General features: G+C 52.5%; 14 protein-coding genes and 1 riboswitch. Of the genes, 2 read left to right on the top strand and 12 right to left on the bottom strand.

Annotated features, from left to right (window positions below):
- Positions 1–32: 32 nt before the first annotated feature.
- Positions 33–329: a ubiquinone biosynthesis accessory factor UbiK gene (gene ubiK, locus AC2FAK_RS11015; RefSeq protein WP_013098757.1), complete on the bottom strand. Its 297-nt coding sequence runs from the start codon at positions 327–329 to the stop codon at positions 33–35.
- A gap of 121 nt (positions 330–450) precedes the next feature.
- Positions 451–601: riboswitch (FMN riboswitch) on the top strand.
- A gap of 106 nt (positions 602–707) precedes the next feature.
- Between ubiK and ribB the strand changes: the two genes are divergently transcribed.
- A complete protein-coding gene (gene ribB, locus AC2FAK_RS11020) occupies positions 708–1,361 on the top strand; it encodes a 3,4-dihydroxy-2-butanone-4-phosphate synthase (RefSeq protein WP_008502964.1) in 654 nt (217 codons plus the stop codon).
- 45 nt (positions 1,362–1,406) lie between these two features.
- On the opposite strand, the gene AC2FAK_RS11025 is transcribed toward ribB, so the two are convergent.
- From AC2FAK_RS11025 to zupT, 9 genes are all read right to left on the bottom strand, one after another.
- Complete coding sequence (locus AC2FAK_RS11025) at positions 1,407–2,465, bottom strand: fimbrial protein (protein WP_095454891.1); 1,059 nt, start codon at positions 2,463–2,465, stop codon at positions 1,407–1,409.
- Positions 2,449–3,204, bottom strand: a complete 756-nt coding sequence (locus AC2FAK_RS11030; RefSeq protein ID WP_095454892.1) for a fimbrial biogenesis chaperone — start codon at positions 3,202–3,204, stop codon at positions 2,449–2,451. Before AC2FAK_RS11030 ends, AC2FAK_RS11025 begins: the two co-directional genes overlap by 17 nt.
- 9 nt (positions 3,205–3,213) lie before the next feature.
- Positions 3,214–5,652, bottom strand: a complete 2,439-nt coding sequence (locus tag AC2FAK_RS11035; protein ID WP_095454893.1) for a fimbria/pilus outer membrane usher protein — start codon at positions 5,650–5,652, stop codon at positions 3,214–3,216.
- Positions 5,653–5,725: 73 nt separating this feature from the next.
- Positions 5,726–6,283 (bottom strand): fimbrial protein, encoded by a 558-nt coding sequence (locus tag AC2FAK_RS11040; protein ID WP_040021797.1) that lies wholly within the window; start codon positions 6,281–6,283, stop codon positions 5,726–5,728.
- 214 nt (positions 6,284–6,497) lie between these two features.
- On the bottom strand, positions 6,498–7,559 hold the full coding sequence (locus AC2FAK_RS11045) for a fimbrial protein (protein ID WP_058680858.1): 1,062 nt from the start codon (positions 7,557–7,559) through the stop codon (positions 6,498–6,500).
- Positions 7,560–7,561: 2 nt separating this feature from the next.
- Entirely contained in the window at positions 7,562–8,296 is a 735-nt protein-coding gene (locus AC2FAK_RS11050) for a fimbrial biogenesis chaperone (protein WP_095454894.1), read from the bottom strand.
- A 15-nt stretch (positions 8,297–8,311) separates the two neighbouring features.
- Positions 8,312–10,834, bottom strand: a complete 2,523-nt coding sequence (locus AC2FAK_RS11055) for a fimbria/pilus outer membrane usher protein (protein WP_095454895.1) — start codon at positions 10,832–10,834, stop codon at positions 8,312–8,314.
- Positions 10,835–10,912: 78 nt separating this feature from the next.
- Positions 10,913–11,488 carry a fimbrial-like protein gene (locus AC2FAK_RS11060; protein WP_058682964.1) on the bottom strand — a complete coding sequence of 192 codons (576 nt, stop codon included), beginning with the start codon at positions 11,486–11,488 and terminating at the stop codon, positions 10,913–10,915.
- Positions 11,489–11,912: 424 nt separating this feature from the next.
- Positions 11,913–12,686 (bottom strand): zinc transporter ZupT, encoded by a 774-nt coding sequence (gene zupT / locus AC2FAK_RS11065; RefSeq protein WP_013098748.1) that lies wholly within the window; start codon positions 12,684–12,686, stop codon positions 11,913–11,915.
- A gap of 196 nt (positions 12,687–12,882) precedes the next feature.
- On the opposite strand from zupT, the gene ygiD reads away from it, so the two are divergent.
- Positions 12,883–13,671 (top strand): 4,5-DOPA-extradiol-dioxygenase, encoded by a 789-nt coding sequence (gene ygiD / locus AC2FAK_RS11070; protein WP_095454896.1) that lies wholly within the window; start codon positions 12,883–12,885, stop codon positions 13,669–13,671.
- A 91-nt stretch (positions 13,672–13,762) separates the two neighbouring features.
- Here ygiD and AC2FAK_RS11075 read toward each other — a convergent pair whose 3' ends face one another.
- Both AC2FAK_RS11075 and AC2FAK_RS11080 read right to left on the bottom strand, forming a co-directional pair.
- A complete protein-coding gene (locus tag AC2FAK_RS11075) occupies positions 13,763–14,923 on the bottom strand; it encodes a glutathionylspermidine synthase family protein (protein ID WP_095454897.1) in 1,161 nt (386 codons plus the stop codon).
- 2 nt (positions 14,924–14,925) lie between these two features.
- Complete coding sequence (locus AC2FAK_RS11080; RefSeq protein ID WP_013098745.1) at positions 14,926–15,591, bottom strand: DUF1190 family protein; 666 nt, start codon at positions 15,589–15,591, stop codon at positions 14,926–14,928.
- Positions 15,592–15,763 lie beyond the last annotated feature (172 nt).

The following is a 15,763-nucleotide window of genomic DNA, read 5'->3' on the forward strand; positions in this document are numbered from 1 at the left end:
GAGAGGGCTGGGGTGAGGGCATCAGGCCGCACTTAGGCCTGGTCATCCACCGGCGGTATCGCTGGTGCCGGCTTCACTTCTTCCGGGGTATTGCGGTTTTCCAGCTCGGTAAGACGCTGTTCCAGTAGCGCCAGCTTTTCACGGGTGCGCAGCAGAACCTGTGTCTGCACGTCAAACTCTTCGCGGCTCACTAAATCAAGGCGAACTAACTGCGCCTGCAGCGTCTGGCGGATTTTCTTCTCAACGTCATCACCAAATTCACGAATGCCTTTTGGCATGGACTCATGAACCTGACGCGCAATTTGCTCAATTTTCTTCGGGTCAATCATAGTGGCTTCCCTTGATAAGACGGTGTTGATGAACATTGTAGCGCGTCATGCTCCAGGATAAAGCAGATTTGTTTGAAGCTTATGCATTGCCCAGGTTAATCAATAGCGTTATAGTTATCTCGCTTATTCTCAGGGCGGGGCGAAATTCCCCACCGGCGGTAAATCAGCGTCATGCTGAAAGCCCGCGAGCGCTTTGGGTGAACTCTCAAAGGTCAGCAGATCCGGTGTAATTCCGGGGCCGACGGTTAAAGTCCGGATGGGAGAGAGTAACGATCCAGTCGGGCATGGGCCCGCTCACGTTATCTTTTTGCCGCTTATACGGCGCTCCTAAGACTGCCCTGATTCTGGTAACCATAATGTTAATGAGGTTTTTTTACCATGAATCAGACGCTACTTTCCTCTTTTGGCACTTCAACTCAACGTGTTGAACATGCACTGGATGCCCTGCGCGAAGGCCGCGGCGTGATGGTGCTTGACGATGAAAACCGTGAAAACGAAGGCGACATGATTTTCGCCGCCGAAAACATGACCGTTGAGCAGATGGCACTGACCATCCGTCACGGCAGCGGCATCGTATGCCTGTGTATTACCGAAGACCGCCGTAAGCAGCTCGAGCTGCCGATGATGGTCGAAAACAACACCAGCGCCTTTGGTACCGGCTTTACCGTGACCATCGAAGCCGCGCATGGTGTGACTACCGGTGTCTCCGCGGCTGACCGTCTGACTACTGTCCGTGCAGCAATTGCCGATGACGCCAAGCCATCCGACCTGCACCGTCCTGGCCACGTCTTCCCGCTGCGTGCGCAGGCGGGCGGTGTGCTGACCCGTGGTGGCCACACTGAAGCGACCATCGATCTGGTGACGCTGGCAGGCTTCAAACCTGCAGGCGTACTGTGTGAACTGACCAACGATGACGGCACCATGGCGCGCGCACCAGAGTGCATTACCTTTGCACGCCTGCACAACATGCCGGTGGTGACAATTGAAGATCTGATCGAGTACCGTCAGGCGCACGAGCGCAAAGCCAGCTGAACGGTGCAAGAATGAAAAAGCCGGGGAAACCCGGCTTTTTTGTCTCTAGTGATAGTTAATTTTAAACAGCACGACCGTTTCAAAAGGGCCAGAATCGATACCCTTTCCCTCTGCACGTGAAAGCTCAGCGGTGTACGTGGTCTCGAAATGCAGCACCGAACCGGTAAAATCAGCGTACTCGTCATACTGATTGAAGGTGTAGGGCTGTGTGCCGTTAAGAATGCGCAGCTTCAGGCCATTACCAATCAGCAACGCCGTATCATTGGCCGTCAGCTCGCTATCGGTATAGAACGACGAGTCGATCTTAAATCCGTCTGAACACTGCGCATCCTGTACTTTACTGGTTTTAACCGAGAACGTTCGCGTACGCGTGCCCTGATTGACGATGTCACGTGCGCTGAAGGTGCCAAAGTCGATCTCCTGATTTTCAGGGTAAATACTGAACGTCGCTCCGCAGTCCAGTACCCTGATGTTTTCCAGCCCGTTAATGTGATATTTGAGGTTTTTGGCATCAGGAAGCGCATTTACGCCGCCTTTGCCGTCAAACTGCACGACGATGTAATCACCAAGCGTGCTGACGTAGCCCTGAGGCGGTATCGCTTTGAGCTTAACGTACAGCCTGAAGCGTGCCGCAAAGGTTCGTGAGGTATGTACATCCCACGCATTCCCCGAACAGATGTATTTCTCCCAGCCCATCGCTTTTAACTGTTCGGCCGTGTATTTGCTCAGGCTGTTGTTGTCCAGACACTGACGGGTATCCACGCCGTAGGTTTGCCCGATGGCATCGTAATCTCCACCCTCGTAGGTTACACCGAGTTCGTAGTAAGGATCCGACACCGAAGGATAAGGGTTCACCCAGGCGAAGACGTCTTCGTTCTCATGGTTTGACGCGGTATTTCTGTCGCAATACACGGGGATTTTGATATCGCTGGATTCCCAAATCTTTTGCCCAACCCTGGCTGTGCTGGGGATTGAGAATTCTGACACCGTTTTGGTTTGCTCCACCGGGCCATTTTGTGTGCCAAGGTAGCAGTTCAGCGCCAGCGCCTGCTTAAGGGGGCACATCACCAGCATAAAAAGGAAAAGCTTAGCGAGATGTCGCATTTTGCCCTGCCTTGCGCGGCGTTAGCGTGCATGGTGTTGACCCGGTACAGGTTAAATTGACCTTGCGTAGCGCACCATAATCATCAATATAACCAATGCTGTAGCCCGTGCCTTCTGTTTCACTCAGCGTCAGCGTACTGGTCGCAAACGGGCTAATCATCAGACTGTCGAAGCCTGGCATCATTGTTTTTCCGTTATTGCTCAGCCACGCCAGCGTAATGAAATAGGGCGTTGGGTTTTTCAGGTGCATGGTTTTGCCCGACAGCGTCACCGACAGCTGCATCTCCGTCTCTTCACCTGATTTTTTACGAATGCTGTCCGGCCGCCAGAACAACTTTATGCGGCTCTGCATAGCCACCTGCATGACGCTGCGCTCCTCTTTCAGGCTCCCGCTTTTGGGCGGCACTTCACGCAGATTGAAATAAAACAGCGTTTCCCGATCTTCAGGCAGCAGTTGCGTCGCGGCCTGTTTCACGATCCGCACCTGTGACGAGGCGCCGGGTTCAATGCGCTGAATAGGCGGCAGGACCATAAAATGGGTGTCCTCTTTGCGCCCGTCCCGATCCTCCACCCAGGCGAGGGCAAGATAGGGAAGCGATTTGCTCTGGTTTTCAATGGTCAGGCTGCTGGCTTTATCGCTTTCGGCAAAGACGATGCGCGTCCTGTCCAGGTTTATTGCCGCCTGCGAGACGCCGGAGCCACAAAACAGGAGTGCTGCTAAATAAACGTATGATTTCATAATGATAAGTTACTGGCAGGGCAGCATCAGCTGCGTAGTGTTGTCGAGAGAAGCTGGCAGGGAGAAATGACACTGCTGATCGTCTCCCCAGGTGACGATAAAGTGCTGTTCAGCTTTTACCGCCCCCAGCCAGATATGTCCGTCCTGGGCGATAATGCCCACCTCTTTGCCTGAATCCTGCTCACGCACCTGGGCGCCGAGAGGCGGCGTGCCGCTGGCGGTACGCACGATCCCGGCAACATCCTGACCCTGACGGGAGGCAATCAGCCGATAACCGATTGCACCCTCGGTCCAGGTGGAGCGAATGACGTGGTTATCGACATCGACACCCTCTGGCAGGTTATTCAGATTGACCTGTACGCTGGCGGGCATATAGCTCGAAAAGGCGGGCAGGACGCCAATACCAAACATGTTGGTGGCATCGCGGGACATATTTAGCGGTATATTGTCGATCCCTTCCGTGCTGACCATCACGCGCGGTTCGTTGCCGTAGCTCCGGCGATGAAGCGACGCCCCGTGGGCGGTTGCGGTAAACGAGCCGTTCCAGCTCGCGCTGACGGAACGGTAGTCATGGGCCTTGTAGCTTCCGGACAGGTTCAGATCTCCCGTCCCGGCATAGTGCTGATAATTGGCGCTGACTTGCGCCCCGGCGTCAGTTTTTTCGCTCTCGGTACCAGCGGATATCCCCCAGGTATTGTTACTGTCTGAAGAGTCATACCAGGAGAGCGTTTGACGCGTCGTGTCGCTGTTTCTCAGATCGTAATTGAGGCGATGATCCGGATCGAGGGGGAGGCTTAAAGAGAAGTAAACCTGCGTGTCATCGCCTTGATCCTGATAATGTGTTTTGCTCCATGAGGCCGTCACGCCAAGATTTTTCCAGCGGCCAAGGTCGAAGTTGTATCCTGCCGTGAGTGTGCCGGTGGTGGAGGGGGCTCTGTCCCACCAGGTCTGGCGCAGCAGACCAAGGTAAAGGTTTAGCGACAGGGCGGGAATGTACTGGCTGGCAGTGATGCTTAGCGTCTGTTTTTCCGTTTCCGCGTGATCCCGGTCTTTTTCAAGAAAGCGGGCATAGCTGAGAAAGCGGCTGTCGGAGTAGCGGTAGCTGGCAAGCGTGAGCTGACTCCCGGTGGTGTCGAAACGCTTGCTGTAGTTGATGCGGTAACTGTATCCCGTCTGCTTTGCTTCTCCCTCTTGCTGGCTGCTGGCCTGGGTGACATCAAATGACAGCGCGCCCAGCATATCCATGTTCTGCCCGATACCAGCCGCCAGCGCGCGGTAATCATTACCGCTGTTCAGGATCCCGCCGTACAGGGAGGTCCGGGACAGTACGCCCCAGGAGAATTCGCTGCTTAAAAAGGCCTCGCTTTCGACCTGATGCGAGCTGTCCTGACGGGGTTTACCGCCCGCCAGCTTATAGCGAACCTGGCCTTTTCGCGTCAGGAAAGGCACAGAAGCAGCAGAAACCTGAAAGGTGCTGGTATGACCGTCTTCTTCGGCGACGATGACATCCAACGTTCCCTGTACGGACTGGTTGATATCCTGGATGACGAAAGGGCCCGGTGGGACTTTGGTTTGATAGATAATTCTGTCTGCCTGGCTGACGGTCACGGTGGCATTCGTCTGAGCAATACCAGAAATTTGTGGCGCGTAGCCGCGCAGAGACCAGGGGAGCATGCGCTCGTCGCTGATAAGTGAGGCTCCGGTGTAGGAAAATCCGTCGAAAATATCCGACTGAAAATCTGACTCACCCAGCGTGAACTTTGAGCCAAGTGCAGGCAGAGGACGAAAAAGGTAGGCGCGAGAAAGGCGGCCGTCGCTCTGCGACCTCCCATCCGTACGGTTAAGGGCGTACTGATAATCTCCCCGCAGTCGCCAGGCGCCCAGGTTGGCGCCAGCGGTCCCGTAGGTATTGACGTTATCGCTGCTTGACCCCTCATCTGGCTGATAGCGGCTGGCAAACAGATTGTAATCCAGCAGCACGCCTGAGACACCGTTGTCCCAGGTCGCGGGTGGCATCCAGTTGGTGGAACGGTACTGTAGCCAGGCCTGAGGTAGGGTGACTTCCAGCGTTTGCGTCGCCTGAATAAACTCGAAACGAACCTGCGGCAGTGGGGAAAAGTCGACACAGCCCGCGTTAACCGTCAGCATGCTGCGGTATTTATCGTCCAGACCAAAAGTGTCCGCCAGATCGGACGGAATGCAGACTTCCGTTGTATCGCCTTTTTTATACCAGGCTAACTGCCAGCCGTTAGCGAGTGGCGTATTATTAATTGCAACGTTAACGAAATAATGACCCGGCGCAACGTGGTTCTTATCTTTGAACTGGGATAAATCAACATTGCCGCGCTGATCTTTATCGATAGCGTTAATATTAAATTCAACGGCGGCCAGTGGAAGAGGCGTAAGAAAGCCAGCAATGATGATCGAGAATGCACTGTATTTCATCATTCAGCTCTCAAATAAAATTACGGCAATGGCTGGCAAATATATTGCCAGCCGAAATATAATTAACGGTATGGGCTTATTTATACAACAGGACGTAATTCGCGGTAGATTCGACCTGGCCTGCCGTTGCTGTTTTACCATCGACCACTTCCATCTGCGCTTTGAAGTGCAGCGTCTGGGTCGTTGAACCCGCAGAAAGATCGACAGTTTGTGCCGTACCAAGCGTGATAGGGGACTCCGCATTATCCAGCAGACGAACGCCCACGTTTTGCGCGCCGCCCGCATAGGTGTTGCTCATCAGGCTGGTATCGGTTGCGTCGGTAGCGGTACTGCTGAAGGTTACGTCCACTTTGGTGACGGGCGTTGCGGTTTCATCCGCTGCGTCTAGCTGGCAGTTTTCCAGGTTGATATCAACCGGTACCGCCGTGGATTTTTTATTCACATTCATCACCGCCGTGGTGAACTGGCCAAGCTCAATCTCTTTATCAATACTGTCTGGTGCAATATTGCATGGTGCGTCAATAATAACGCCCTTAAAGGTGATTTTACCGGAGCCCTGATCGCTTGCCAGTGCATTGCCAGAGATAAAAGAGCCTAAAGCAACCGCCAAAAGTGTTTTTGAAATATTTCGCATGAAATATCCTTGTTATGAATAATATTTAAGAGATATTGATGTTTGAGGCGGTTGTATTCTAAAGCTAATTGTAACAATGCGTGATTAAAAAATAATTAAAGACTCTTTAAGTATGTGTTTATTAATTATTGAAGTGAATGGCTTACGCAGAAAAAAGAGATCGAGGGGCTAAATAAGCAGACCAACAGGAGATGCTGGTCTGCTTTTTGATCAATTATTGATAATTGATTTTGACAATAATGTCTTTACTGAATGGTCCAGGAATAACGGCTTCACCAGGTTTACGGGTTAGCTCCGCCGTATAGTCGTGCGTCAGCGTCGTCTCCGTATCATCAGGATGATAGGTTGCAAAAGGAAGATACTGGTTGTACGTCACGTCGCCGTTGGTTTTATCAATGAGACGCATGAGTAAACCATTTCCCATGTCCAGATGCGTATCATCGTAGAGCGTATCGGTGGTGTAAAAGCTGGTCGTTACGTCAAATTGTTCTGAACAGCCAGCAGTGGCATCCCGGATTGTCGAAATGCTAAACGGTGAGGTGACGGCGTTGGCGTTGACTGCGCTCTCCGTAAACTGGCCAAAATTCACAATCTGATTTTCAGGGTAGATCCGGATATCCACACCGCAGTCCAGGAAGTGAATATTTGACAGCCCGGTAATGTCGTAATGCAGGTTTTTTGCATTCGAAAGCGTGTTGATTCCGCCTGAACCGTCAAACGTCAGCACGGTGACGGAGGGAAAGGTATAGTCAAACTGCTCTTTTGGTATCGCTTTTAGCTTTACGTAGAGACGAAAGCGCACGCTAAACGTGACGTTTTTCTGAATTGTGACGCCATTGCAGGCTGCTTCCTTGTAGTCACCCCACTTATCATCCTGCTTATCAAGGCAGGCTCCCGTATCAATTTTGATATCGGGGATGTCATAGTCAATACCGTTATAGGTTACGCCAAACGCCAGATAGGGATTGTTGGTTATCAGGCTATCGGTGTTATGAAAACTGTCCAGGATATAGGCATAAACGTGTTCACTCCAGGGATCCTGCGAGACAGGTTTTGTACTGTCGCGGGTGGCGTGATCGCAATATACCGTCACCAGCAAATCGCCGCTTTCCCAAATTTTTTGTCCGGCTGGGGCGTTGGCTGGGACCGTGAACGTCGGGAGCGTTGTTGTGACCAGACTTTGGCCGCCCATTGAATCTTTGTAACAGTCCATCGCCCATGCGGAGGATGAGAACAAACATAAAAGGGCAATCACCGCGAGATATATTTTTTTCATCATTATCCCTTATTCACCGGCTTGCTCTGGCAGGCAGGCTGCACCGCGTTACAACTCACCTTAAACATTTCCAGACCGCCATAATCGCTGATATAGCCGACCTGAAATTCAGCGGGCAGATTAGCCAGTGACTGGCTGGCCTGACCAAACGGCTCAATCATTACGCTTTCTGCGCCCGGCAATAAGGTTTTACCGTTCAGTCCGATATAGCCCACGGTGATGTAATAGGGGCTGCTGTTTTTAAACTGCAGCGTACCCGAGGCGCGGGATATAACTACCTTATCCAGCGGAACAAACTGGCCCTCCTTCAGCTCAATGGCTTTTGGCCGCCAGAACAGCTTAAGGCGGCTTTGCATGGCGATTTGCATCACGTTCTTCTGCTCGGCTTTGGGGGGGATTTCCCGCATGTTGTAATAAAACAGCGACTCTCGATCGGCTGGAAGTCGGCTGAGGTTTTGCTGCGCCATCAGGCGAACCTGCGCCTGTTCCTCCGGCTCGATACGCAACAGTGGCGGAACAGGAGAGATAAACTCGCGCGTTTTTTTACCCTCTTTATCCTCAATCCACGACTGAGCCAGATAAGGATCGGTTTTACTCTGGTTTATCAGTCTGACCGACACGCTTTTTGCTGAGGCGTTGAAAATGATGCGTGTTCTGTCGGGCGATACGGTGGCCCAGGCAAAGCTGCACGTGCCAAGGAAACAGATAAGTCCTTTTGAAATCATCGTGATGTTCATTTTATTCATCCTGAATTAATGCACTGTTTTACAAGGTAAAAATATAGCGTCACCGTTAAGGTTACTTTGGTTCGGCGGCGTGATTTCACACGCTTTGTCAGACCAGGTGAGACGTAACGTACTGTTTTCCTGAATCCCGCTGAGATAAACGAACCCTTCTTCGGCAACCAGACCAACCTCTTTACCCGTAGCGCTGTCGACGATACTGACGCCCAAAGGAGGGAACTGACCGTTTTCCTGTCGAATAATGCCGACAATCTGGTAGCCCGTGGTGGCGTTCAGCTTGCTGTAACCAATGGCACCTTCCGTCAGCGTGGTGCGAATAACGGAGGTTGCTATATCCACGCCATCAGGCAGCGTGTTGCTGTTAACGCGCACCGTGGAGGTGGTGTAGTTACTGAGTGAGGGGACGACAGCAATACCGAATGCGTTAGTACGCGTGCGCGAACTGTTGACCTCAATTCCGTCAACACCATCGGCATCGATCATCATGCGGGCGTTATTGGCCGGGCTGTAATCATGCAGGGCTACGCCATGCCGCGTGGCGGTGATTGAGCCGTTCCAGCCCGCGCTGATTGAACGGTATTGATTGGGCTGAACGCTTCCTGAAAGATTGAGGCGTCCGTAAGGGGAATAGTGCTGATACCCGCCGCGTAATGAGGGTTCGCCTTCGCGCAAATCGTCTTCCGTCGTAGAGGCAGAGAGGTTCCACGTATTGTTGCGATCGGAGGCGTCATAGTAAGAAGCCATATGAGATGCGCTGTCGCCGCCTGAGCGCTGGTAGCTGTACATAATGCTACGACTTTGCTCCAGCGGGAGGGTGAAGGCGAAATAGACCTGGTTTTCGTCGCTGTCGTCCCAGCGCACGCGGCTTAGCGCCAGCGATGCGGATAAACCTCTTAAGTTGCCGATATCAAAATTGCGGCTCAGCGAAAAGGAGTAGTTTGTGTTGCTGCTGTTGTCCCAGTAGGTGTTACGGGTGACGTTGAGATAGGTATTTAATGCCAGCGAATCAAGGTACTGGTTGAAGGAGATAACATAACTCTCTTTTTCGTTTGTCGTTGAGGTATCTCCGTCCCGGGAGGCGAGATATTCACTCATTGAGACATATTCTTTATCCGAGAATCGATAACCTGCGAAGGTGATCTGGCTGCCGGTCGCCTCAAAACGTTTTGCGTAGTTGGCGCGATAGCTATACCCACGCTGTGTCTCATTTTTTCCCTGATGGAGCGTGGCCTCGGCGCCCGTCACATCAAAAGAGATCGAGCCGAACGAATCCAGGTTGAAGCCGATACCGGTGGTCATGGCCTGATAATCATCCGCCGTCAGCAGGGTGCCGCCATACAGTGACACATTACTCAGCCAGCCCCACGAGAGTTCACCTGTCCAGAAAAGCGGGTTATTGATGTCGTTATGGCCCGTAGCGGTGGGCTTACCGAGGGATGTTTTATAGCGCACCTGGCCTTTTCGGGTCAGGAAGGGGATTGAGGATGAACCCACCTGGAAGGTGGTTTTGCGCCCATCTTCCTCTTCGACCACCACATCCAGCTGTCCCTGGTAGGTTTCACCCAGGTCTGAAATGGTGAACGGGCCCGGCGCGACGGTTGTTTGATAAAGAACGCGGCCAGACTGGGAGACGGTCACTTTGGCATTGGTCTGTGCGATGCCGCTAATTTGTGGTGCATAACCTTGTAAATCAGGCGGCAGCATACTTTCATCACTTTCCAGTGAGGCACCGGTAAAGTGGAAGGTATCAAAAATATCTGAGCTTAAATCATATTGCCCCAGCGTCACTTTTGATGACAGCGAAGGGATAGGGCGGTAGAGATAGGTTCGTGCCAGACTGCTGTCGCTGCCTGTAGACTCACCGTGACGAAAGTTTTGGTTATACTGATAATCTGAACGCAGACGCCACGCGCCGAGGTTAAACCCGAGCGTGCCGTAGGCGCTGATATTCTGGCTGTCGTCGCCCCCGTGCGGATCGTACTGGCTGGCATAGAGATTATAATCAAGTAAAACACCCGCAATGCCTTCATCCCAATATTCCGGCGGCGTCCAGTTCTTCGCCTGATATTTCATCCATGCCTGGGGAACGGTGACGGAAAGCACCATCGTCCCTTTATTAAGGGAAAAGCCCAGTTCCGGAACAGCCGAAAGATCAAGGCAACGTCCGTCCTGAGAATAATGGAGCCGCGAAATAAAATCGGTGCTCAGCCCGAAAGCGGATAACTGCCCGGCATTCACGCAAATTTGCGAACCGCTTTCGTTTTCCGTTGCGATCCACTCCATTGTTGCGGATTGAGGCAACGTGTTTTTATTGACCTGAATGCGGACGAGATAGCTACCCGGCGCGATGTGGCCTTTTTTCTCAAACTGTGAAATATCAATATTACTTCGGTCTTCAACGTCAATCATATCTGTGTTGAATTCAACCGCGGAGACTGGCAACACGAATAAAGCTGAGTAAAGTGTGGCACTCAGCGAATACTTTATAAAAGCAGAGAGGCGGGAGAGTTGATGCGCTGAGTGTTTTAGCATAAATCCGTTTCGCTTTTAAAAAGAAGGCATAAAAGCCGATGAGTCCTTCATCGGCTACGTTTTCAGACGGCAATCTAATTACTTGTATTCAAGGATATAGTTCGCCTGGGCCTGAACGTTACCCGGGGTAGCCTGGCTGCCAGCTACCGGTTCCATGCGGGCTTTGAAGTTCAGTTCCTGATAGGCGTTTGTGGTAGGGAATGACACTTCAATCGGCGTACCCAGCGTGACTTTATTGCTGCCGCTATCCAGCAAGCGAACGCCCACACCTGTTGCACCGCCGATGTTGCCATCAAGCGTGTTTTTCATCAGACTGGTGTCGGTCGAAACGGTACTTGCGGAGGCAAAGGTGACCTTGACTTTGTCGATCGTGGTGGTGGTTTGTCCGGTGGTAGAAGAGAGAATGCAATCCTGCAGGTGGATATTCACGTCAACCGGCAGCGAGTTTTTACCGCTGTTCAGCACGCTATCCGCGACTTCACCTAATTCAATCGTCTGATTTTCATCTCCCGGGGTGATAGAGCAAGGCGCACTGATAACTTCACCGGTGAACGTGATCTTCCCCGAGCCCTGGTTATCTGCTGCCATAGCAGTAAATGACAGACCAGAAAGCAATGCAGTTGTCGCAACTGCCAGAATAGTCTTGTTAAACATGAAGATATAATCCTTTATCTAAGAGTGGATGGCGCAATACTTTTAATGAATTAATATTGCAACACTTTTATTTCATTAAAGCGGTCGAAATATACCAGTCGCAATATGGTTCATCTCGTGAGTATTTCTAAATGGGGAATTTAGAGGCTATTAATAAATCATTTGAAATTATAAATGGGAAAAATGCTGTTGCTCTGCAGCCAGAATGCTCGGTTTAAATAGTGATTGACATCAACCTTTTGAGTTTTTTTAAATACACGAAGCGGTAATTATTTTACGGGGAATAGTTATAAATAATATTTCTTAAGTGAATTCTATGGCGATTAGAAAGTATGGTGCCGGACTTTGTATCATTAATACTGATAGTTGGCATTCACTGACATTAAAAGAAATTGCGCTCCCTCAAATAAGGAAGCGCAACCGTTCAACCAATACCCGCCGTTTGTAACAACACCAGGCTTAATCCCATTACAGACATTCCGCACAACACCCCATAACTCGGATTGTTGTTAGGATCGATCTCTTTCGCCAGCGGCATCAGTTCATCAACCGACAGCGCCACCATAATCCCGGCAACCGCGGCCATAATGGCGGCCATCACCACCGGCGAAACCAGGCTTCCCAGTATCAGCCACGCCAGTACGCCCCCGAGAATTTCTGCCATTCCCGATATTCCGGCCCAGAACACGGCGGTGCGTTTTGACCCCGTGGCGGCATAAACCGGCCCGGCAACGGCCAGCCCTTCAGGAATATTGTGTAAGGCCACCGCCAGGGCGATACCCAGCCCCATCTCCAGATTGCTGCTGGCGGTGACATAAGTCGCGACACCCTCCGGGAAGTTGTGCAGGCTGATGCCGAGCGTCAGGAGGATGGCAGTACGTTTAATCTTTTGCGGCACCGGCGCGACGCTTTTTTGCATTAAATCCTGCGGATGTGCATGGGGCAACATGCGATCGAGGGCAAAATAGCCCAGCAGACCAAACACAAACATGCCATAACCCAGTACCGGAGACATGCCTTCTGTGCCCAGTGCGGCAGGCAGCATCTCCATCAGAGAGATGAGCAGCATAATGCCGGCAGCAAATCCCAGTGAAAAGGCCAGCACGCGGTTAGACGGCTTTTGACCAAGCACACCGAGGATCGCACCGATAAAGGTGGCGGCACCCGCCAGGATGGTCAGGATCAAGGGGACGGACATGCAAGGCTCCTTGTGATAATGATTCTCATTAATACTAATAATTCACGTTGGCCAAAGCGAGAGGGGAACCTCTGTTTTACATATTCCTTACATTCAAATTTCCTGATGATGATCTTCACGCTTATCTGCGTTCATCTTTGTCGTGTTAAGCGTAATGTAGCACCATCAAATTGACACCTTCTGTAAGGATATCACCATGACTTCTTCACGTATGCCAGCACTGTTTTTAGGCCACGGTAGCCCAATGAACGTTCTGGAAGACAACGTCTACACCCGCACATGGCGTCACCTGGGCGAGACGTTGCCGCGTCCGAAGGCGATTGTGGTGGTGTCTGCACACTGGTTCACCCGTGGCACTGGCGTAACTGCCATGGAGGCGCCAAAAACAATCCATGATTTTGGCGGTTTCCCGCAGGCGTTGTACGACACGCATTATCCGGCCCCCGGCTCGCCCGAGCTGGCACAGAAGCTGGTGAATTTGCTGGCACCTGTCCCGGTCGCGCTGGATAAAGAGGCCTGGGGCTTTGACCACGGCTCGTGGGGCGTGCTGATAAAAATGTACCCGGACGCCGACATCCCGATGGTGCAGTTGAGTATCGACAGTACTAAACCGGCAGCCTGGCACATGGAGATGGGCCGCAAGCTGGCTACGCTTCGTGATGAAGGCATTATGCTGGTGGCAAGCGGTAACGTGGTACACAACCTGCGCACGGCGCGCTGGCACGGTGAAAATACACCTTACCCATGGGCAACGTCCTTTAACGATTACGTCAAAGACAATCTGACCTGGCAGGGCCCGGTTGAGCAGCATCCGCTGGTGAACTATCTGGATCACGAAGGCGGTTCGCTCTCTAACCCAACGCCGGAACACTTCCTGCCGCTGCTGTACGTTCTTGGCGCGTGGGATGGTCAGGAACCGGTGACGATCCCGGTCGACGGTATTGAGATGGGGAGTTTGAGTATGCTGTCGGTGCAGGTGGGGTAATAAAAGCAAAGCGGCAACCTGCGGTTGCCGTTTTTAGTGTTTACACCCTCTCCCGTGGGAGAGGGCCGGGGTGAGGGCATCAGGCCGCACTCTACTCAACAAAAATATGCGGATAGAACCGTGACAGATCCTGGGTGATCAGCGCGCGATCTTCGCGGATGCCAATCCCGGCTGGCTGATCGTTGATGAGCCAGCTGCCAATCAGCGTATAGCTGTCGCCAAATTTCGGCAGCTGATAAAACGCCTGGACGATCATTCCTTCTTCGCCGTAAGGCCCTTCAACCGCTTCCAGCGTTTTACCGTTTTCGATAATGGAGACGTTTGCCCCCTCGCGGGAGAAGATTGGCTTCACGACATATTTTTTCATTTGCGGATAATCATCTTCCGCAAAGTATGCCGGCAGCAGGTTCGGGTGGTTCGGGAACATTTCCCACAGCATCGGCAGCAGGGCTTTGTTGGAGATGATGCTCTTCCACGCCGGTTCCAGCCAGCGCACGCCAGCGTCTTCCAGCTTGGTGGAGAACATCTCACGCAGCATATATTCCCACGGGTAGAGCTTGAACAGGTTACTGATCACCTGATCCTGCAGGTCAGTAAACTGACCTTTCTCGCCCAGACCGATATCTTCTATATAGAGAAACTCGGTGGCGACTTCCGCTTCGGCAGCACAATCCTGCAGATACTGAACCGTTCCACGATCTTCTTCCGTGTCACGGCAGCAGGCGAGATGCAGCAGGTTGAAACCGTGCTGTTCACGCAGCTCGGCGAAACGCTCAATCAACTTTTCCTGCAGGCTATTGAACTGGTCGCTCTCTTCCGGCAGGTTTCCGGCGTTCATCTGGTCTTCCAGCCAGATCCACTGGAAGAAGGCCGCTTCATACAGAGAGGTTGGCGTATCGGCGTTATTTTCAAGAAGCTTAGGTTCACCCACGCCGTCCCACGCCAGATCAAGGCGAGAATAGAGCGAGGGCTGGCTGGTTTTCCACGACTGGCGCACAAAGCCCCAGGTGTGCTTCGGAATGCGGAATTTAGCCATCAGCTCGTCGCTGTCGATCACTTTCTCGACAACCTTTAGGCACATCTGATGCAGTTCTGCCGTCACCGCTTCCAGTTTTTCCACCTGAGCGAGCGTCAGTTTGTAGTAAGCATCTTCACACCAGTACGGCTCGCCATACATGGTGTGGAAGTTAAAACCGTATTCGGTCGCTTTTTCGCGCCAGTCCGGGCGCTCGGTGATACTGACTCGTTCCATGATCAGCCGCCCATTGAGCGAGTTGACGTACCCGTCGCGCTGCGCTGCATGCTGGTCTGTTTCGCCACAGATTCACCGAACCCGCCGCGGGTGATGGTGCTGGTGGTAGCCGGTTTCGGAGCCATCGCCGTTTTCGGTACGGTCACGGTGCGGCCAGGCGTTGCTGCGCCATAGCCTTTGCCGCTGGCATCGGTGTATTGGCCGTAGGCCGGGCTGGCCGGGTTTTTCGAGCTAAACAGCGGCTGCTGCTGGTAACCCGCACCGCCGCCCATCAGGCGGCCCATCATATAGCCGGCCATCAGTGGCATCCAGAAGCTGCCGCTGGACTGAGCCTGCGCCTGATTTTCTGGCGCCGTTCCCGCCTGAGCCGGTGTCTGTTGACACTGGCCTTCACCGAACTCTGCCACGCAGTCTTCGCGTGTGGCATATTTCGGTGCGGTACGTTCCGCTTCTTTCAGGGCGTTGTTATAGGCGGTCTTACATTCTGCCGCGTTACCGGTTGCGGCTGAGCAGTCCTCTGCGTTTTGATACAGAGAGACCGTTTCATCGCTTTTCTCACAGCCTGCCAGCATAAAGACAGCGGTAACCGCCAGCGCAACAGGGGTGAGGTGACGCGCGTTCCAGCTTTTGCGGAACGAAGCGTGATTTATGGATTTTGTCCGTTTCATATTTGTCTTCCAGGACCCAGTGGTTATAACGCTCAGGATAGAGGATGAGTGGTTGAAAATGAAGCGAAGAGGGTCGGAATCAGGGGGATCTTTACGTTGGCTTACGTTCGGATGTGATTCAGATGCTCCCTCTCCCTGTGGGAGAGGGCTGGGGTGAGGGCATCAGGCCGCA

The organism is Enterobacter cloacae complex sp. 394F7 (genome assembly GCF_057320385.1).